The organism is Streptomyces sp. NPDC026575, from assembly GCF_055567415.1.
Map to the genome: position 1 here is coordinate 72,972 of NZ_JBVHQM010000008.1, position 19,345 is coordinate 92,316.

16 protein-coding genes are annotated in these 19,345 nt (G+C 73.0%); 9 read left to right on the forward strand and 7 right to left on the reverse strand.

The features are described 5' to 3' along the window. Positions 1 to 96: 96 nt before the first annotated feature. The 4 genes from ACZ4NB_RS13195 (at position 97) to ACZ4NB_RS13210 (ending at position 4,497) form a co-directional block, all read left to right on the forward strand. The gene (locus tag ACZ4NB_RS13195) at positions 97 to 1,314 is read left to right on the forward strand and encodes a PP2C family protein-serine/threonine phosphatase (protein ID WP_467660921.1); all 1,218 of its coding nucleotides are present in this window, start codon (positions 97 to 99) and stop codon (positions 1,312 to 1,314) included. Between the two features lie 133 nt (positions 1,315 to 1,447). Continuing rightward, the gene (locus tag ACZ4NB_RS13200) at positions 1,448 to 2,416 is read left to right on the forward strand and encodes a quinone oxidoreductase family protein (protein WP_467660923.1); all 969 of its coding nucleotides are present in this window, start codon (positions 1,448 to 1,450) and stop codon (positions 2,414 to 2,416) included. A gap of 161 nt (positions 2,417 to 2,577) precedes the next feature. Then, on the forward strand, positions 2,578 to 3,702 hold the full coding sequence (locus ACZ4NB_RS13205) for an oxidoreductase (RefSeq protein ID WP_467660925.1): 1,125 nt from the start codon (positions 2,578 to 2,580) through the stop codon (positions 3,700 to 3,702). Positions 3,703 to 3,894: 192 nt separating this feature from the next. Beyond that, positions 3,895 to 4,497: a CGNR zinc finger domain-containing protein gene (locus tag ACZ4NB_RS13210; protein ID WP_467660927.1), complete on the forward strand. Its 603-nt coding sequence runs from the start codon at positions 3,895 to 3,897 to the stop codon at positions 4,495 to 4,497. Positions 4,498 to 4,580: 83 nt separating this feature from the next. On the opposite strand, the gene ACZ4NB_RS13215 is transcribed toward ACZ4NB_RS13210, so the two are convergent. Both ACZ4NB_RS13215 and ACZ4NB_RS13220 read right to left on the reverse strand, forming a co-directional pair. Further along, complete coding sequence (locus ACZ4NB_RS13215) at positions 4,581 to 5,114, reverse strand: hypothetical protein (RefSeq protein ID WP_467660929.1); 534 nt, start codon at positions 5,112 to 5,114, stop codon at positions 4,581 to 4,583. Positions 5,115 to 5,177: 63 nt separating this feature from the next. Continuing rightward, positions 5,178 to 6,245 (reverse strand): hypothetical protein, encoded by a 1,068-nt coding sequence (locus tag ACZ4NB_RS13220; RefSeq protein ID WP_467660931.1) that lies wholly within the window; start codon positions 6,243 to 6,245, stop codon positions 5,178 to 5,180. A gap of 459 nt (positions 6,246 to 6,704) precedes the next feature. On the opposite strand from ACZ4NB_RS13220, the gene ACZ4NB_RS13225 reads away from it, so the two are divergent. The 4 genes from ACZ4NB_RS13225 to ACZ4NB_RS13240 all read left to right on the forward strand — a co-directional run bounded on the left by ACZ4NB_RS13225 (position 6,705) and on the right by ACZ4NB_RS13240 (position 9,750). Beyond that, positions 6,705 to 6,845 (forward strand): hypothetical protein, encoded by a 141-nt coding sequence (locus tag ACZ4NB_RS13225; RefSeq protein ID WP_467660933.1) that lies wholly within the window; start codon positions 6,705 to 6,707, stop codon positions 6,843 to 6,845. Beyond that, entirely contained in the window at positions 6,842 to 7,777 is a 936-nt protein-coding gene (locus tag ACZ4NB_RS13230) for an ATP-binding cassette domain-containing protein (RefSeq protein ID WP_467660935.1), read from the forward strand. The genes ACZ4NB_RS13225 and ACZ4NB_RS13230 overlap by 4 nt, the downstream gene beginning before the upstream one ends. Further along, positions 7,737 to 8,600: an ABC transporter permease gene (locus tag ACZ4NB_RS13235; RefSeq protein WP_467660937.1), complete on the forward strand. Its 864-nt coding sequence runs from the start codon at positions 7,737 to 7,739 to the stop codon at positions 8,598 to 8,600. Before ACZ4NB_RS13230 ends, ACZ4NB_RS13235 begins: the two co-directional genes overlap by 41 nt. A 124-nt stretch (positions 8,601 to 8,724) precedes the next feature. Next, the gene (locus tag ACZ4NB_RS13240; RefSeq protein WP_467660939.1) at positions 8,725 to 9,750 is read left to right on the forward strand and encodes a threonine aldolase family protein; all 1,026 of its coding nucleotides are present in this window, start codon (positions 8,725 to 8,727) and stop codon (positions 9,748 to 9,750) included. A 118-nt stretch (positions 9,751 to 9,868) separates the two neighbouring features. Here the strand turns inward: ACZ4NB_RS13240 and ACZ4NB_RS13245 are convergent, their stop codons facing one another. After that, entirely contained in the window at positions 9,869 to 10,582 is a 714-nt protein-coding gene (locus ACZ4NB_RS13245) for a TetR/AcrR family transcriptional regulator (RefSeq protein WP_467660941.1), read from the reverse strand. A gap of 123 nt (positions 10,583 to 10,705) precedes the next feature. Between ACZ4NB_RS13245 and ACZ4NB_RS13250 the strand changes: the two genes are divergently transcribed. Beyond that, entirely contained in the window at positions 10,706 to 12,235 is a 1,530-nt protein-coding gene (locus ACZ4NB_RS13250; protein WP_467660943.1) for an MFS transporter, read from the forward strand. Positions 12,236 to 12,495: 260 nt separating this feature from the next. Here the strand turns inward: ACZ4NB_RS13250 and ACZ4NB_RS13255 are convergent, their stop codons facing one another. From ACZ4NB_RS13255 to ACZ4NB_RS13270, 4 genes are read right to left on the reverse strand one after another with little or no spacing between them, the layout of a single operon-like run. Continuing rightward, complete coding sequence (locus ACZ4NB_RS13255) at positions 12,496 to 16,356, reverse strand: non-ribosomal peptide synthetase (RefSeq protein ID WP_467660945.1); 3,861 nt, start codon at positions 16,354 to 16,356, stop codon at positions 12,496 to 12,498. Continuing rightward, positions 16,353 to 17,399: a TauD/TfdA family dioxygenase gene (locus ACZ4NB_RS13260; protein WP_467660947.1), complete on the reverse strand. Its 1,047-nt coding sequence runs from the start codon at positions 17,397 to 17,399 to the stop codon at positions 16,353 to 16,355. Before ACZ4NB_RS13260 ends, ACZ4NB_RS13255 begins: the two co-directional genes overlap by 4 nt. Next, a complete protein-coding gene (locus ACZ4NB_RS13265; RefSeq protein ID WP_467660949.1) occupies positions 17,396 to 18,445 on the reverse strand; it encodes a TauD/TfdA family dioxygenase in 1,050 nt (349 codons plus the stop codon). Before ACZ4NB_RS13265 ends, ACZ4NB_RS13260 begins: the two co-directional genes overlap by 4 nt. A 60-nt stretch (positions 18,446 to 18,505) precedes the next feature. Beyond that, positions 18,506 to 19,312, reverse strand: coding sequence for a thioesterase II family protein (locus tag ACZ4NB_RS13270; RefSeq protein ID WP_467660951.1), 807 nt, complete (start codon positions 19,310 to 19,312; stop codon positions 18,506 to 18,508). Between the last annotated feature and the right edge of the window lie 33 nt (positions 19,313 to 19,345).

Here is a 19,345-nt window from a genome sequence, read left to right on the forward strand (position 1 = left end):
CCGGATGACATGCCGCCGATGGCGTAATGGCCGGGCGGGGCCGTTCGGGCACGCGAGGCTGTGGCCCTTGTGCACGGTCGTATCGGGAGTCCGTGAGTGAACAGATCGGATGAGACGGTCTTCGAACGGATACACCGCGACCGTCGGCCGGACCGCGGCCGACCCGCCGGCGGCTGGGCGCCGATGGTGGAGAACAGCGGCTTCGAGGTCCCCCGCCCGCCCGCGTGGATGCGCTGGCTGCCGCTCGCCTACGTCGTGTTCGTCATGCTCCTCGAAACGGTGACCCCCACGGGGTGGGCGGTGAGCTTCCTGCTGATCGCGCTGCCGGTGGTCGCCGCCTACACCCTCGGCCCCCTCAGCGTCGGCCTCGTCACCGTCGTCGCCGTCGTGCTGCTGGGCGTGGTGGCCGGCACGCCGTGCTGCACCGGCCACAACCTCCACCAGCTGTGGGAGACCCATCACGTCGCCGCGTACGTCGCCACCGGGCTGGTCGGCGTCCTCGGCATGGCGCTGGCCGCCCACCGCCAGCGCCAGGAGCGGTATCTGGTCCGCGCCAACTCGGTGGCCGAGGCCCTGATGCGGACCCTGCTGCGGCCGGTGCCGCACCAGGTGGGAGGCGTGCTCGCGGCCGGTCTCTACCGGGCCGGCGAGGTCGGCACCATGGTCGGCGGCGACCTCTACGACATCCTCGCCACCGCGGCCGGTGAGCGCGCCATCATCGGGGACGTCCGCGGCAAGGGGCTCAGGGCCGTGCGCACCGTCGCCGACACCCTCGGCAGCTTCCGCGAGGCCGCCGACGACCAGGGGGACCTGCTGTCCGTCGCGGCCCGTCTGGAGCGGCGCCTCGCCCGCGAGGCCCAGGAGATCCGCGACGACGAACTGTTCGTCACCGCCGCCCTGGTCGAGTTCGACGCGTCCGCCGGCCTGCTGACGATCGTCAACCACGGGCACATCGAACCGGTCCTGATCTCCGGCGGCGAGGTGACGGCCCTCACCGGACCGCCCGCCCTGCCGCTGGGCCTGGCCACCCTCGCCGACGAAGACCCCGTCGCCTACACCCACCCCTTCGCCCCCGGTGACGTCCTCCTGCTGTGCACCGACGGCCTGATCGAGGCCCGCGACCACAACGGCGCCTTCTACCCCCTCCTCGACCGCCTCCGCCACGGCTTCGCCGACCGGCCCGCGCCCGGCCCCGGCGACGTGATCGACTTCCTCAACACGGATCTGCCGCTGCACACCCGCGTGTTCCACGACGACGTCGCCGTCCTGGCGATCGCACCGCACACCGCCGAGAGCGACGACCGCCCGCGCTGAGCGGTCCGGGTCGCCGCACGGCCGGGGGCTTCGGCCTCCGCGAAGTCGCCCCGGCCGCGGCGCCCAGACGACTTCCTCCGCCACGTAGTTTGGCGACGGAACGGCGATCGGTCGCGATCTGAGAGGGGCATGCATGCGCGCCATGCGGTTCGAGCGGTTCGGTGGTCCGGAAGTACTGGCGGAGGCCGAGGTACCGGACCCGGTGGCGGGGCCGGGGGAGACACTGGTCGAAGTGGCGGCCGCGGGCGTCAACTTCGGGGACATCAAGCAGATCGCGGGCGAGCACACCGACGGCCCGTACGCGCCGAAGGGGCCGCTCCCGCGCATTCCCGGTCTGGAGGTCGTCGGCCGGACTCCGGACGGCCGACGGGTCCTGGGCGCTCTGCCGCAGGGGGGATACGCCGAGAAGGCGGTGGTCGCCGACCGCGACCTGGTCGAGGTGCCGGAGGGGGTGCGTGCGGGCGAGGCGCTGGCCCTGCTCGTACAGGGGCTGACGGCGTGGCACCTTTTGCGGTCGGCCGCCCGGATGGCGCCCGGCGAGAGCGTGGTGGTCCATGCCGCCGCGGGCGGAACGGGCAGCCTCGCCGTCCAACTGGCCCGGGAGTTCGGGGCGGGGCGGATCATCGCCACCGCATCGTCCGAGGACAAGCGGGCCTTCGCCCTGGAGCTCGGCGCGGACGTGGCGATCGACGGCGCGGCGGAGGGCTACCGCGAGCGGGTCCTCGACGCCAATCACGGCCGCCCGGTCGACATCGTCCTGGACGCCGTCGGCGGCCCGGTCCTCGACTCCGCCCTGGGCGCGCTCGGCTACCTCGGGCGGCTGGTCACCTACGGTGCCTCGTCGCGGCAGGCCGCCTCCGCCATCGCGCCGGGCCGGCTCGCGCTGGAGAGCCTGACCGTCGCCGGCTTCTGGCTCATCCCGCTCCTCGCCCGCGACGGGGCCGGCGGCCCGGCACTTGAGGAACTGCTCGACCTGACGGTGCGGCGTCGGCTGCGGCCGCTGGTCGGCGCGGAGTACGACCTCGCGCGGGCGCGCGACGCGCACGAGGACCTGCTCGCCCGCCGGACGAAGGGGAAGCTGGTCCTCCGCCCCCGGAGCTGAGCCCCGGCCGCCCGGGAGTGAGCAGCGGCACACGGCAACGGCAGAGGTGTAGCGTGTGGCGAAAGAGGTGTATGGCTTACGCTTCTGTCAAAGATCCGTCATGGATCTTCTGTCGAAGATCTTCTGCCGAAGGTCGAGTTGCTGCACCTGAGGAGCGCACCATGGCGATGACGACATACGGGGACCCGCGGGCGGCGCGGCTGCTGGGGCGGCCGTTCACCCTCGGGGGCCTCACCCTCCGCAACCGGATCGCCATGGCACCCGTGACCCGGTGCTGCTCGCCGGGCGGGGTGCCCGGGGCGGACGTGGCGGCCTACTACGCGCGCCGGGCGACCGGCGGGGCCGGGCTGATCATCACCGAGGGCACCTTCATCGGCCGCGACGCCGCGGCCGCCTACCACGACGTGCCGCACTTCTACGGCGAGGCCGCGCTGGCCGGCTGGGCGCGGGTGGTCGACGAGGTCCACCGCGCGGGCGGCCGCATCATGCCGCAGCTGTGGCACACGGGGGTGTCGCGCGGCCCCGGGAGCCTGCCGGCCGGCGTCCCCGCCGAGGGCCCGTCCGCGGTGGGGCTGGACGGCCGGCCCCACGGCACCGCGATGACGCCGCGGGACATCGACGCGGTGATCCGGGCCTTCGCCGAGGCGGCCGCGGCCGCCGAGCGCACCGGCTTCGACGGCATCGAACTCCACGGCGCCCACGGCTACTTGATCGACAACTTCCTGTGGTCGCGCACCAACCGCCGCACCGACGGCTACGGCGGCGCCCCGGCCTCCCGCGCCCGCTTCGCCGCCGAGGTCGTCGCCGCGGTGCGCGCCGCCGTCTCGCCCGGCTTCCCGGTCGTCTTCCGGCTGTCCCAGTGGAAGACCGGCCACTATCAGGCCCGGATAGCCGAGACCCCCGAGGAGCTGGAGCAGTTGGTCGCCCCGCTCGCCGCGGCCGGCGTGGACGCCTTCCACGCCTCCACCCGCCGCTACTGGCTGCCGGAGTTCGGCGGCAGCGAGCTGAATCTGGCGGGGTGGATCAAGAAGCTGACCGGCCGGGCCGTGCTGACCGTGGGATCCGTCGGCCTCGACCAGGAGTTCTCCGACCCGCGGAACCGGACCCAGCGATCCGCGGCCACCGGAATCGACCTCCTGCTGGACCGCCTGGAGCGCGACGAGTTCGACCTCGTCGCCGTCGCCCGCGCCCTCATCGCCGACCCCGACTGGCCGGCCAAGGCGCTCGGCGGCCGCCTCGACGAGGCGATTCCGTACGACGCGGCCGTGCTCGACACATTGCGGTGAGCCCGGGGGCGGGCGGTCCGGGGCGCGGGCAGCTGGGGGCTGGAGATCGGGGGCGCCTGGGGCGGTTCCGGTAAGGGGTCACCGCATGACGTATATGTTCTCTTCGCGGGGCCGCATGCCCGCAGCCCCTGTGAAAAGATGGACCGCCCGACCGCCCGACCGCCCGACGTCCAGCCAGGAGGGGTGAACGCGATGACCTGGCCCGCAACCACCCGCTACCGCCAGGACCCCGCGCCCGGCGGGCTGGGCCTCGTCCAGGACCTGCTCAACACCGTCGCCGCGGGCGCCCCGCGCCGGCCGGACCTCCTCGCCACCCTGGAGGACGCGCGGGCCTGGGCGGACGAGGTGATCGCCGAGTGGTCGGCGGTCACCGGGCAGCCCGTTCCGCCCGTGGTGCTGGACGCCGACGGCCTCGACGGGCTCCGGGCCTTCCGCGACGACCTGCACGAACTGACCGCCACGGCGCAGGCCGCCGGAGCCGAACCGGCCGCCGCCGTCGCACCCGTCCTGCACAGTGCCAGCGCCGCGCTCCAGATCGGGGAGGACGGACTCGTCCGCCTGGAGCCGCGCGGCAGCGGCTGGCGCCGGCTGGTCTCGCTGATCCTCACCGCCGCCTTCGAGGCGCAGCAGGCCGATACCCGCCGCCGCCTCAAGACCTGCCGCAACCCCCGCTGCCGGGTGGCCTTCTACGACCGTTCCCGCAACAACAGCGGCGTCTGGCACGACGTCAAGATCTGCGGCAACGCCGCCAACCTGCGCGCCTACCGTGCCCGCCGGAAGGCCGAGAACGCCTGACCGGCCGAGCGAGCGCGCTCGGTCCGTCCGATCGGTCCTGCCGGTCGGTCCGTCCGCCTGCTCCGTCTGGTCAGACCGACTGGTCAGTCGGTCTGATGGGCGTCCCGCGCCGTGTCCACGAAGCGTTCCAGCGCCGCCCAGAAGGGGCGGTAGGCGGCGTCGAACGCACCGCGACCGCCGGTGTCACCGTCCAGTTCGGCCTTGACGGCCGCATAGAAGGGGCCGGTCGCCTTCTGGAGGGCCAGCGCCGCGGCCGCGGCCGACGGCGGGCCCTCCAGTTCGACGACGCGAGCGCAGCGGCGGATCTTGGCGTACTCGGTGACCTCGCGGTCGTGCAGCTCGCCGAGCGTGGCCGTGCGGGCATCCGAGCCGGGCAGCCGCAGCGTCGCGGAGATCTCCCAGTACAACTCGCCCATCCGGTGGGTCTGTTCGATCAGATCCAGATAGGCGGTGCGCCGGCTCTCCCGCAGCCGCTCGGCGCGCTGCGAGCGCGCGGCGATCTCGGCCTGGATCGTGGCGGCCTGCGTGCTGCCGCGGCTGGTGACCCAACTGGCGAGCACGGCCGTGCCGCCGGTCACCGCCGCGATTGCCAGAGTCCACCATGTGCTGTCACCCACGTGGCGCCACAATACCGAGCGGCTCCGCCAAGGGCTGTCCCGCCAGGGATTACGGGACAGCCCTCAGGACGGGAATTCGCCCGGCGGCACCGTGCTCGTGCTCGCATTGCCGCCGAGCACCTTGTTCAGCGTGAACGTCAGCACGGTGTACTGCGTCCCACCGGACACCCGGACGGTCCGGAAGTTCGCCTTGTCGTCGAACTTCTCGAAGCTGCACTCGCGGGTGAAGGAGCTCTTCGCGCCGTTCCAGTCCTCTCCCGTCGTGAAGTACACCGTGTACGAACCGCTGTCGACGCTGCGTATGGTGGTGTTCGAGCCCTGGCGCACATATACGGAGAACGCCGTCCGCCCGCCGCGGGTCAGCGTGACCACCGCATCCGAGCCGGTGCCGTTGTTGACCGTCAGCCGCCCCAGTCCGCCCCGGCTGCCGTCGTGGAGGAAGGCGCCGTTGGTGAGCCTGCGGTGCTTGGCCCGCTCCGTACGCGGCAGCCGCAGCGCGGCGTCATAGCCGAGCGCACCGAGCGCGCGGGTGGCTTCTTCGACGCTCTTCGGGCTCTGGGCCGCCGCCAGTTCGACCCGCGGTGAGGTGGCGCAGCGGCCGCCCTGGCCGCGGGCGCTCTTGAGGTCCTGCCCCAAAGCGCGCAGGGCCGTGGCGAGTCGGCTGTTGCCCGCGCCGGCGTTGTCCGGTGTGCGGGTGGTCTGCAGCGCGTCCGCGGCGGCGTCGGCCTTGGTGGCGGCGGCGTCCAGCGCCGCCTCCAGCGAGCCGCCCTCGTGTGCCCGGTCCACCGTGCGCAGCGCGCTGTCGAGCGGCGCGAGGGTGTGGGCGAGAGCCTTGCGATAGGCGTCGGGGGCGACGGAGGGCGTCGGGGGCGGCGCCGACGAGGGGGAAGTGCCCGGCGAGCTGCCGCCGGAGCCGCTCGCGCTGTCCCCGCCGCCCCCGTCCGACGCACAGGCCGCCAGCACGAAGCAGAGCGCGAGAGCCGTCGCGCCGAGACCGGCCGTCCGGCGCGTTCGCCGCCGCCCCAGCCGCCGCTCCCCGCTCGCGGCGCGCGCCCCGTCCTCGTATGCCGACGCACCGTCCTCGTACGCCGATGTCCCGGCCGCCGGACGCGCAGACGTGTATCCCACCATGAGCCCCCCGATTCCCCCGATACCTCAGGTACTCCCGCTACCTTCGGATTCCCCCGACTTCCGACAATCGCCGGAAGAACCAGACTTCTCCGCCTACAACATGACTGTCAAGGGCGGAAGTTGAGGCTGTGGACAACGTACGGCCGCCCGGAGTCCCCGCGTCGTCATCGCGCCCGGATGCGCCCTCGCGCAGCTGCCGGCGGAGCCGGGGCACGGCGGCGGTGGCCACGACGGCGGTGGGCACGGCCCCCGCCCACGCGAAGATCGCCCCGCCCACCGGGAGCGCCGACTCCGTCACCGGGAGCGCAGACACCGCAACCTGGGGCGCCGACTCCGACTCCGCCCCCGGGAGCGGGGTGAGCAGGCCGATTCCCTTGGCGTCGGCCACGGGGCGTGATGCTCCGGCGTGCCCAGCGCGTTTCCTGGCCGCCGCCGCTCGCCCAGAACTAAAATCGGGGCATGGCTGCAGGGGAGTGCCCCGACTCGCTCGCCGACGTGCCGGCCGATGACCCGGCCGGTGTCCTGGCCGGTGTCCGGCGGCCGGTCCGGCGCCGGTCGCGGTCCGGCCGGCCGCGGCGCGAGAAGGCGGCGGGCACATGACCACCGACGACGGGCGCAGGCCGGGACCGGCCGCCGCAGCGGCGTCCGCCGCCCCCGCTCCCGACGCCGTGACCTGCCGCGCCCTCCACTACGCCTTCGGCGAGACCCGGGCCGTGGACGGCGTGGACCTCTCCGTACGCGCCGGTGAGGTCTTCGGGCTGCTCGGGCCGAACGGCGCGGGCAAGACCACCACCATCCGCTGCATCACCACGCTCCTGCCCGTCCCGGCCGGCATGGTGCGGGTATTCGGGCACGACGCGGCGAAGGAGCGGATGGCGGTCCGCCGGCTGCTGGGCTACGTGCCGCAGCAGCTCTCCGCCGACGCCGGACTGACCGGCCGCGAGAACGTCGCCCTGTTCGCCCGGGTCTTCGACGTCCCCCGCCGCGAGCGCGCCGCCCGCGTCACCCAGGCGCTGGCGGCGGTCGGCCTCGGCGACGCCGCCGGCCGGCTCGCCAAGACGTACTCCGGCGGCATGATCCGCCGGCTCGAACTCGCCCAGGCACTCGTCAGCGCCCCGCGCCTGCTGATGCTCGACGAGCCGACGGTCGGTCTCGACCCGATCGCCCGTACCAGCGTCTGGGAGCACATCAACGCGGTACGGCAGGCCACCGGCATGACCGTGCTCGTGACCACGCACTACATGGACGAGGCCGACCAGTACTGCGACCGCGTCGCCTTGATGCACCGCGGCCGCATCCGTGCCCTCGGCACACCGGACGCCCTCAAGTCCGCCCTGCGCGCCCGCCTCCGGGCGGCCCGCACCCCGCCCCCGTCCGCCCCACCGAGCCCCGCCACCGCATCGCGCCCGTCGGACGCCGCGCCGACCCTGGAGGACGTCTTCCGGGACGTCGCCGGCAGCGGCCTCGACGCGCAGTCAGGAGACTTCCGCGATGTCCGAAGCACCCGCCGCACGGCCAACCGGGTCGGCTGACACCCCCACCGGCGCCGACGGACTGGATCTGCTGCTGGTCCCGCCGCGCTCCCGCACCGGCTGGCGGGTGCTGCCCGCCCGGGTCGTCGCCATGTGCGTGGTCGAGGTGCAGAAGCTGCGCCACGACCGCACCGAGCTGTACACCCGCGCCGTCCAGCCGGCCCTGTGGCTGCTGGTCTTCGGCGAGACCTTCACCCGCATCAACGCCATCCCCACCGGCGGCATCCCGTACATCGACTATCTGGCGCCCGGCATCATCGCGCAGTCGGCCATGTTCATCGCGATCTTCTACGGCATCATGATCATCTGGGAACGGGACGCCGGCATCCTCACCAAGCTGCTGGTCACGCCCACCCCACGAGCCGCCCTGATCGCCGGCAAAGCCTTCGCCGCCGGGGTGAAGGCGCTGATCCAGGCCGTGGTGGTGATCGTCATCGCGGCGCTGCTCGGCGTGGCCATGACCGGGAACCCGCTGCGGCTGATCGGGGTGGCCGTCGCCGTGGTCCTGGGGTCGGCCTTCTTCTCCTGCCTGTCCATGACGATCGCCGGGATCGTGCTCACCCGCGACCGTCTGATGGGCATCGGCCAGGCCATCACCATGCCGCTCTTCTTCGCCTCCAACGCCCTCTATCCGGTGGCGGTCATGCCCGGCTGGCTCCAGACGGTCAGCAAGGTCAACCCGCTGAGTTACCAGATCGATGCCCTGCGCGGTCTCCTCCTGGGCACCCACGCCCATCTGGCCCTGGACTACGCGGTACTCGTGGTGGCCGCGGCTCTCGGTATCGCCGCCGCGGCCTCCCTCCTGGGCCGTCTGGCCCGCTGAGCGGGAAAGCCTCCGGGCGTATCCCGGCCCTGATTCCCGGCGCGCGGAGATCTCGGCCACCAGGCATCGAAAAATACGGCAAAAGCCTGTGCCGGCACATCATTTGTGTGTTTGGTTGGTTCCCATGAATGGTTCTCGACCTATTGATCTGCGATCTGACACAGTGACCAAGCCCGACGCCGAAATGCGCGCCGCAATGGCCTCCGCGGAAGTGGGTGACGATGTCCTCGACGGTGATCCCACGATGCGCGAGCTGGAGGAGCGCACGGCGCAACTTCTCGGTATGGAAGCCGCTTTGTGGGTGCCGACCGGCTGTATGGGCAACACCATTGCGCTGATGCTGCATCTGAAGCGGGGCGACCGCTTTCTGGTGCCCCGGGCGGCGCATGTACTGGACAATGAACTGGGCACCGCCGCATGGCTTGCCGGCGGTCTGCCGGAGCCGTTGGCGTGGGACGCGGAGCCCGGCCGCCCGTCGCCGGAGGCCGTGACGAAGGCGGCGGGTTCCAGCGGGCCGTACTACCGGCTCCGCACCCCCCTGCTGTGCCTGGAGAACACCCACAACGCGGCGGGCGGCGCCGTCACACCGCCTGCCGAGCACGCCCGGCTCGTCGCGGCGGCCAACGCCGCGGGCCTCAAGGTGCACTTGGACGGTGCGCGCATCTGGAACGCCGCGGCGGCTCTCGGTGTGAAGCCGGCGGAGCTGACGGCCGGTGTGGACAGTGTGCAGGCATGTCTGAGCAAGGGGCTCGGCGCTCCCGTCGGTTCGCTGGTCGCGGGCCCCAGAGCCTTCACCGACGAGGCGCGGCGGGTGCGCAAGATGCTCGGCGGGGGAGTGCGCCAGGGCGGTGTCCTGGCGGCGGCGGGGCTGGTGGCGCTGAACCGCCTGGACCGTCTGCACGAGGACCATGGGGCCGCCAGGGAGCTGGCCGACGGTCTGACCGAACTCGGCCTGCGGGTGCGCGCTCCGCGCACCAACATCGTGCTGGCCGAGGTGGACGACCTCCAGCAGTGGCTGACGCGGCTGCGCGCGGCCGGGGTGCTGGCCTCGTCGATGGACGGCTGCGTACGGTTCGTCACGCACCGGGACGTGTCCCGCGCGGACATCGGCGAGACGCTGCGGCGAATAGCGGCGGTCATGCGGGGCTGATCCTCGCCCCCCGGGGCGCCGGTCGGAATTCCACGGTGTATTGGCCCTTCACGACGAAGGGTCAATACACCACGGAGATCCGCGGAGATCCACGGAGTTCTTGGAGACCCCGCGGAGATCACTTCTTCAGGTCGTTGCTGATTCCGGCGAGTAGCCGGTCCAGCCCGAATGCAAAGCTCTCGTCGTCGTTCGCCTTGACGAGCAGACCGCTGAGTCTGACGAAATTCGGGAAGTCCTCGCTCGGCAGCGACTCCACGAACGACTGCATGGTGTCGGCGTCTTCGGAGGCGTCCTCGGAAGGACCGCCGGATTCGGCGAGCCGCTGCCGGGAGAGTTCCACCAGCACACCGCCGATGGTGTAATCCGCGATCAGGTTGTAGGCGTAGGCGATGGATTCCTCGGGGTACCCCGTCCGCAGGAGCGCGCCGAGGGTGTACTCGACGACGCGCAGCGCGCGCGGGCCCAGCGTCGGACGGCTCGCGGCCAGCCGCGCGGCCTCGGGGTAGCGGCTCAGCACCCGCCGCACCTCGTGCATGACCCGGCGGAGGTCCTCCAGCGGCTCGCCGTCCTCGTCGGGGAGGCGCACCTCGCCGAAGATCTCGTCGAGCACGAGGTCGAACAGCTGGTCCTTGGTTGCCACATGCCAGTACATCGATGTCGCCGCGGTGCCGAGATGGGCGGCGAGCTTGCGCATGCTCAGCTCCTCCAGCCCGTGCCGCTCCAGGTAGTCCACCGCACCGCGGACGATCTGCTCCCGGGAGAGCGGCTGCTGCCTGCGGGGCGGCTTGTCCGCCACCCAGGCCGCGCTCACCTTGTGCCTGCCGTCCGTCACTTCGCCTCCATGAGTCCGGGGGGTACCTGCCTGCGTGTGCTGGTGGTGCCGGCGTGCGATCTAGAGTACAGTGCCCGAGAGTCGTACGCTGTACCGGCAATCGAACGCCGTACTGGAGGGGATATGGAACGGGGACATCCACGCCGATGGGCCATCCTGGCAGTGCTGTGCCTGGCCGTCTTCGTGGTCTCGATCGACACCACCGTGCTCAATGTCGCGCTGCCGACGATGAGCCGTGAACTGGGCGCGGGGACCGAAGAACTCCAGTGGATCGTGGACGCGTACACGCTGGTGCTGGCCGGCGTCCTGCTCACCGCGGGCAGCCTCTCGGACCGCTTCGGACGCAAGAAGATGCTCATGGTGGGCCTGGCCGTCTTCGGCATCGCCTCCGGCCTGGGCGCCTTCGCCCAGGAGCCGTGGCAGGTCATCGCCGCCCGCGGCCTGATGGGCGTCGGCGGGTCGTTCTTCATGCCGGGGACCCTGTCGATCCTGGTCCACGTCTTCTCCCCCGAGGAGCGCGCCTCCGCCATCGGGCGCTGGGGCGCGGTCACCGCGCTGGGCATGGTGCTCGGCCCGCTGCTGGGCGGGCTGCTGCTGGAGCACTTCTGGTGGGGCGCCGTCTTCGTCCTCAACGTGCCCGTCGTGGTGCTGGCGCTCATCGGTGTCGGCTGGATCGTTCCGGAGTCGTCGGACCCCGTGGCGCGCCGGGCCGACCTCCCGGGCACCGTGCTCTCCACCGTCGGGATGGGCGGCGTCCTCTTCGGCGTCATCTCCGCGCCGACGCGCGGCTGGGGCTCGGGCATCGTGCTCACCGCGCTGCTCGGCGGACTGGTGGTGCTGGCGCTCTTCTTCCTGCGCCAGGCCACCGCCAGGGAGCCCATGCTCGACCTGCGGCTGATGTTCTCCCGGCAGTTCCTCGGGGCCAGCGGCACCATGGCCTTCCTGATGTTCTCCCTGCTCGGTGGGGCCTTCGTGGTCACCCAGCAGCTCCAACTGGTCCTGGACTTCTCGCCCATGTCCGCGGGGCTGGCCACCGTTCCGCTCGCCGCCGCCATCGTCGTCTCCTCCCCGTTGTCGCCGCTCGTCGCCAGGGCGATCGGCGCCCGGATCACCATTGCGCTCGGCCTGGCCACGATGGCCGCGGGCCTGGCTGTGCTGGCCTTCTTCGCTCCCGGCGCCGGGTACCCGCCCGTCGCCGTGGGACTGGTCCTGCTCGGCGCCGGTATGGGCCTGGCCGTGGCCCCGGTCAACGACGTCCTCATGAGCGCCGGCCCCCCGGAGAGTTCGGGACGGCTGTCCGCCATGAACGACACCGTGCAGGAGCTCGGCTCGGCGTTCGGCATTGCCGTCATCGGCAGCGTGCTGGCGCTGGCGTACGGCAACGCGCTGCCCGGTACGGTCCCGGCGGGGATGCGCCACTCCCTCGGCGAGGCGGCCGACGCGGTGCACGGTATGCCCGCCGGGCAGGCCGACTCGCTGCTCGGCGCGGCCCACCGCGCCTTCGCCCACGGCATGACCCTGTCCATGGCCGTGTGTGCGGCGACCGCCCTGCTGGGTGCCGTGATCGCACTGATCCTCATCCCCGGTGCCCGGCACGCACACCCCGGCCACCAGGCCGCCGCGGAGCCGCAGGGGGAGAGCGTGCCCGCGTGACCTGCCGCCCGCCGACCGGCGGGCCCCGGACACCGGTTCGGTGTGCTACCCCCGTGCACACCCGCACATCGAGCCGGTATGGCCGGGCGGTGGTGTCGTAGCCCGCGCGACGACTGTGGAGGCCGCCACGGCGTCGAGCCGCTCCGCCACCGCCCGGCGCTTTCGCTCGAAGAGACACGCCCCGGGCGAAGTGCACGGCGAGTGGCCGGTGGGGGAGGGACACCCCCACCGGCCGTTCACGCACCCGACGAAAGGCAGGGCTAATGCGCCGGCGTGGCCTCCGTCAGGACCGTGCCCTCGGCCTCGGCCAGTTCACGGATCGTGGTGCAGCTGAAGATGTCCCGCAGCTGGACCTCCAGCCCCCGGCCGCGGGCCGCCACCTGCACCTGGATCGCCCGGATCGAGTCCCCGCCGAGGCGGAAGAAGTCGTCCTGCACGCTCACCCGGTCCAGCCGGAGCGCCTCCTGCCACACCTCCGCCAGCACCTCCTCGGTACGGCTGCGGGGCGCCACCACCTCCGCGCCCGCCCGGTCCCGCTCGGCGGGCTCGGGCAGCGCCGCACGGTCGACCTTCCCGTTGCGGGTCAGCGGGAAGGCGTCGAGGGTGACCACCGCGCCCGGTACGAGATGCGCCGGAAGGCGCTCGGCCAGCCAGTCCCGCAGCATGACGCCGTCCACCGGCGCCTGGGTGCGGGCGTCGGCGACGACGGGGCGCGGGTCGTCGGCGTACGCGGCGCGCACCGCGAACAGGGAGTGCCGGTCGGTGCCCTGCAGCAGGCTGTCCTGCTCGGCCGTGACCGCGAAGCCCTGCTCCTCAAGGAGGGCGACGATCTCGCCGAGGCGCCCCTCGGTGGCGGTGCCGGCGCCGTCGTGCACCTCCATCACGACCTGGTGCACCATGCCCCAGTGCCGGGCGTCGATGCCCCGCAGCACGTCCAGTTCGGCCCGCTGCACATCGACCTTGAGCAGGTCGATACGGGTGAGCCGCTCCTCGTCGAGGACGTCGGAGAGCCGCCGCACCCGCGTGCGCAGCTCCTCGCCCCGGAACCGCTCCGCCAGCAGCTCGTCGGCCCGGTCCAGGAGCTGGTCGCGGTCCTGCAGGCCCTTCTCCCGCTCGTTGGCCAGATAGCGCTTGATGACCTCGACTTCGGAGGCCGAGTCGGCGTACGCGCTGACACCGGACATCATCGAGTAGCCGGGGTAGTAGGTGAACGACAGCTCGCCGTCCGCGCTCCCCAGTCCGAGCGGGAAGGTCTTCGCCGGTACACCGAACCGGGCGGTGTTGCGCCGCAGATGCTCGTACACCGGTGCCAGCGGCTCGAAGGCGTAGAGCGAGGCGCTCGGGCACAGCTGGTGGACGTAGAGCGAGAACATGCCGATGTTGGCGCCGATGTCGACGACGACGGCGTCCTCGCGGAGCGTCACCTCGCCGCGCAGGTAGGTGCCCTGGAGGAAGATCTCGTCGTACAGGTACCGGGTCTCGTGCGGATTGACGCCCGAGACCCGGTCCAGGTCGAGGGCCGCCACCGCGCCGGCGGCCGGCTGCGCGTAGCCGGTCAGAGAGGTGCCGTCGGCGCTCTTGCGGGCCACGACCAGCGCCTGCTCGACGCCCGGGTGCGTGCCGAGGACGGCCTGCACCTCGCCGGGCTCGACCCGGAAGCCGCGGACCTTGACCTGGTCGTCGGTACGGCCGAGGTAGGCGAGAGTGCCGTCGGCCAGGAAGCGGACCCGGTCACCGGTGCGGTAGACGCGCCGCTCGCCCTCCGGCAGCCCCTCGACGGTCACAAAGCGGCGCGCGGTGGCCTCGGCGTCCCCGAGGTATCCGCGGGCCAGCTGCGGGCCCGCGACGCACAACTCGCCCGCCACGCCCGGCGGTACCGGCCGCAGGTCCTGGTCGAGGACCAGGACGTCGTTGCCGGGGAGCGGCCGGCCGATGGTGGGCCGGGTGCCCGCGGTGATCTCGGCGGCGGTGGCGTCGACGGTGCACTCGGTCGGGCCGTAGACATTGACGGCGCGTACGCCGTCGAGGGCGGCGAGGGTGTCCCACAGCGGCTGGTCGACGGCCTCCCCGCCGATCAGGACGGTGGCCGGCAGCGCGGCCGCGCCGTCCCGGGTGCCCGCCAGGACCGCGCGCAGATGCGAGGGCGTGCAGTCGAACACATCGACCCGCTGCTCGGCGAGGTAGGTCAGCAACTCCCCGCCGTGGTAGCGGATCTCCTCCGGTACCAGGCACAGGGTGTGCCCGTCGGCGAGCTGGATCAGCTGCTTGACGGAGGCGTCGAAGGTCAGCGGGGCGTTCACCGCGACCCGCAGCCGCGGCCCGGAGCCGGTGTGAATCGTCGCCTTCAGCGCCCTCGACAGATGGGCCACCGCGCGGTGTTCGACGACCACGGGCCGCGGCGCGCCGGTGGAGCCGGAGGTGAAGATGACGTAGGCGGCGTGGTCCGGGCGGACCCGCGGCAGCGCGGCGGGCGCCGGGGACTCGGCGGAGTGCGGTGCGAGCACCTCGAACTCCTCGGGCAGCCCGCTCGGCACACCGCGCCCGTCCGGGGCGACCACCCGTCGGGCCTCGACCGCCCGCAGCAGCGTCAGCTGCCGCGACAGGGGCGCCGCGGTGTCCAGCGGTACGTAGACGGCACCGGCCCGCAGCACACCGATCAGCGCCGCGACGGTCCGCCAGGAACGCTCGGCGGGCACCGCCACCGGCTCCTCGGCGGCGACGCCCGCCCCGACGAGGGCGGCGGCCACGGCGGAAGCGGCGCGGTCCAACTCGGCGAAGGAGACGGTGCCGTCGGCGGACACCACCGCGGGCGCGGTGCCGTCGGCGGCCGCGAGGGCCGCGTCGAACGCCTCGACGAGGGTGGCGGGGCCGTCCTCGGCCAGGGAACCGCCCTTGCTCCACCGTGCCAGCAGCGCGGCCTCCCGGGCGCCGCAGACCCGGAGGGCGCGCTCGTCCTCGAACGCCTCGGGGAGCGTGGCCAGGATCTCGACGGTGCCGTCCAGCAGCCGTTGTACGGCCTCGCCGGGGTAGCGGGAGCCGTCGTGGTGCAGCGCGAGGCGGATCGCCTCCGGGGCGATCTCGACGCTCAGATGGAGCGGGGACACCGGCGGCGGACCGTCCACGGTCAGATCCGCGACGGGCAGGCCCGCCCACTCCGCCAGGACATCCGGCTCCGACGCGGCGAACCCGGCCGCGAGCCCCTCGTCCCCGGTGGGACCGGTGTACCGGGCCGCCTCGACGGCCTGGTCGACCTGCCGCTGCACGACGTCGAGCAGCTCCTTGGGCGCCGCGGGCAGCGGCAGCGGAACCCCGACGGCGAGCCGGCTGCCCAGGGGGCCCACCACGCGGTCGGTTCCGGGCGCGGAGCGGCCGTCGACGTGCAGACCGAGCGGGAGCACCGCGTCGTCGGCCTCGGTCTCGGTACGGCTGGACAGGGCCAGCGCCCAGGCCGCCAGCGCCAGCGACCGGGCCGGTACGCCCTGGACCGCGGCCCGGCGGTGCAGCGCCTCGGTGGCCTCACGCCCCACCTCGGCACGCAGCACCGTCGGTGTCCGCGCCGGCTCGCCGTCGGAGAACGGCAGGGACGGCCGCTCGATCACCGTGCCCGAGACGGCCGGAGTGCTCGGCGCCCCGGCCTCGTCGGCCTGCTCCAGCAGCCACTCCGAGACATCGAGGAACTGGAGCCGCTCCGGGTCGTCGTCGAGCGCACCGCCCTGGTAGGCCGTGGCCAGTTCGCCGAGCAGGACGCGCAGTCCGGCGGAGTCGGTGAGCAGCGCGGACGCCCGCAGCAGGAGTTCCTGGCCGCCGTCGGCCAGGTCGACCAGGGCGGCCTGGAACAGCGGACCGTCGAAGAGGTCACCGGCGGTGGGCTCTTCGCCGTCCTCCAGGGTGACCGCGGCGCCCTCGTCGATGTCCTGGAGGGGAACCCGCACGCCGGGGTACCGCAGCAGCCGCAGGCGCAGTACTTCGTGCCGCGCGACGACGGTGTCCAGTGCGCGCTGGAGCCGGTCGCGGTCCGCCGGGACGCACAGCCGCAGCCGCGCGGTCAGTCGGCGATCGCCGCCGCGCTCCCACTCCCGGAGCTGGGCGGGCGAGAGGCGGTAGCCCTCGACGCTGGTCATCGGTTACCTCGATTCACGTAAAGGTCGGACATGGCGACGAGGATCCGGCGGTCGCCGGAGAAGGGCTCACGCGCATGTGTGGCAAGGAAGTTGTCGACGACGAGGACGTCGCCGCGCTCCCAGGGGAAGGACACCGCGGCCTCGCGGTAGAGGCCGCGGATCAGCTCCGCGACGTCGTCCTCGATGGCGGCGCCGTCGCCGTAGTAGGCGTTGCGCGGCAGCCCTTCCGTGCCGAACTCCCCAGTGAGCGCGGTGGACACCTCGGTGGGGAGGTTGGAGACATGGAAGAGATGGGCGTGGTTGAACCAGGCCGTCTCGCCCGTGCGCGGGTGCCGGACGGTGGCCTGGCGGACGGAGCGGGTGCGCAACCCGTCCCGGCCGGTCCAGGTGAACTCGGTGCGGGAGGAGCGGCAGTACGCCTCCACCTCGGCCCGGTCGGTGGTCTGGAACACCTCCTGCCAGGGCAGGTCGAGATCGGGGCTGTAGTTGCGGACGTAGGCGACGCCGTGCCGCTCGAACCGCTCGCGGACCTCGGCGGGGATCCGGGGCACGACCGCGCGTTCACTGGCCAGCGGGGTGGCGCCGCGGTCGGCACTGGGCAGATCGCAGTAGAAGTACAGCCTGCTCGGCCAGTTGTGGGAGTAGGACATCTCGTGGTGGAAGGGGATCCACTGGTCCTCGTTGAACTCCGTCGAGGTGAAGACCTTGTCCGCGACCTCGGTGCGGGGCGCGGCGCGCTCCAGGTAGTCCAGCAGATCGGGGGAGACGGCCCGGGCCGCCCGCCCGAAGGCCGCCGGCCCGTCGACGGAGAAGCCCCGGAAGAGGACGGCGCCGTACCGGTCGAGTGCGGCCGTCACCCGCGCGTGGTTGCCGGCGATCCACCGGTCCAGCTCCAGCCCCTGGACCACGGCGTCCACCCGCAGCAGGAACGGCTCGTCGTGCAGCGGGCGGCTGCGGACCAGTTCGGTGGCCGGCCCGGTGCCGGTGCGCCGGCGCCGCGGACCGGGTCCGGCGGCGGCGGGGTGGGTGGTCATCGCGGTCATGCGGTCCTCCCGTTCGTGTCGAAGTCGCCGATCGGATCGGCCATGGCGGTGAGGATGCGGCGCGGGCCCTCGAAGGGCTCCCGCGCATGCGCGCTGAGCATGTTCTCGACCAGCAGGACGTCGCCGGGCCGCCAGTCGAAGGACCGGGTCTCCGCGTCCAGCGCGGCACGGATCTCGGCGAGGGTGTCGTCCTCGATGGGGGACCCGTCGCCGTAGTAGGTGTGGTACGGCAGGTCCTCCTGGGGCAGGGAGTCCAGCAGGCCCCGGGTGACCTCCTCGGGCAGCGAGGTGACATGGAAGAAGACCGCGTGGTTGAACCAGGTGCGCTCGCCGGTCACCGGGTGGGTGCGCACGGCGGGGCGGATCTGGCGGGTCCGCAGATGGTGCTCGCCGACCCACTCGGCGGTGATGCCCGACCCGGCGCAGTAGGCGGTGACGTCCTCGCGCCGCTCGGTCTGGAACGCCTCCTGCCAGGAGAGGCTGATGCCGGGCAGGTAGTTGCGGACGTAGGCGACGCCCAGCCGCTCGAAGCGCGCCACCGTTTCGGGGCGCAGCCTGGCCAGGACCTTGCGGGAGTCGGCCAGCGGGGTGCGTCCGCCGCTGGTGGCCGCCCGCTCGCAGCAGAAGACGATGCGGACCGGCCAATTGGTGGTGTAGGACTGCTCGTTGTGCAGCAGGATGTGCTGGTCGGCGGGGTGCTCGGTGGAGGTGTAGACGCCGGAGGCGACCTCGCTGCGCGGTGACGAGCGCTCGCCGTAGTCCAGGACGTGGGAGGACAGGGCGTTCATCGCCGACTGGAACTCCGCGGCCCCCGGGACCTCGAAACCGCGGAAGAGCACGGCCGCCGCCCGGTGCGCCAGCTCGTCGACGGTGTCCTTGTGAGCGGTGATCCAGGCGGCGAGGTCCAGGCCCGGGACATCGGCGCGGACCAGCGCCGGCAGGGTGGCGCCGTTCCACTCTTCGGAAACCGAGAACAGGGCGCGGGCGCCGGAGCGGCGTCTGACGGCCGGGGCGGGGCCGGGTGAAGCGGGCTGGGTGTGCGTCATGGGGTTCCTCCGTCGTGCGGTGGCGTGGTCGTACGGGTGCGCAAAGGGAGCGGGTGCCGCTCAGGTCCGGGGCTCAAGGGGCGGGAGCGCGCCGCTTCCGGACGGCACGGCGAACCGCGGCAGCAGCAGTTCGATCAGCTCCTGGGCCCGGGGGGCGAGGAAGAAGTGGTCACCGGGCAGGGTGAGGAGCCGGAAGCCGCCGCCCGCCACATCGGCCCAGGCGCGGCTCTCCTCCTCCGGGTGGGCGTGGTCCAGATCGCCGCGCACCGCCGTGACCGGGCACTCCAGCACCGGAGTGCCCCTGGGCTGGTAGGTCTCGATGAGCCGGTAGTCGCTGCGCATCGGCCGCAGGACGAGGTCGCGCAGTTCGCGGTGGTGCAGCACCTCCTGGCTGATGCCGCCGAACGCCGCGAGCTCCTGGAGGAACTCCTCGTCGTCCAGGAGGTGGACCGTCCCGGGACGCTCCAGGGTGGGGGACATCCGGCTGGAGGCGACGAGGTGGTGGGGGGTGCGACCGCGCTCCTGGAGCCGCCGGGCGACCTCGTAGGCGATCGAGGCGCCCATGCTGTGGCCGAAGAGGATCAGCGGTCGGTCCGCCAGGGGCAGCAGCACCTCGGCGATCCGGTCGGCGAGCGGATGCAGCTCGCCGATGCACTCCTCGCCGATACGGTCCTCGCGGCCGGGGTACTGCACCGTGAGGTGGTCGTAGGTCTCGGGCAGGAGGGCCGCCCAGCGCCGGTAGAAGCTGGCGCCGCCGCCCGCGTGCGGGAAGCAGACCAGGCGCGCCGCGGCGTGCGGGCGCTCTGGGCCGTAGCGTCGCAGCCAGTCCCGGGACGTGGACGGTGCGGGGGAAAGTGGAGCACTCATGTGAACAGATCGCCCTCCTGAGGCGAGTCGGGT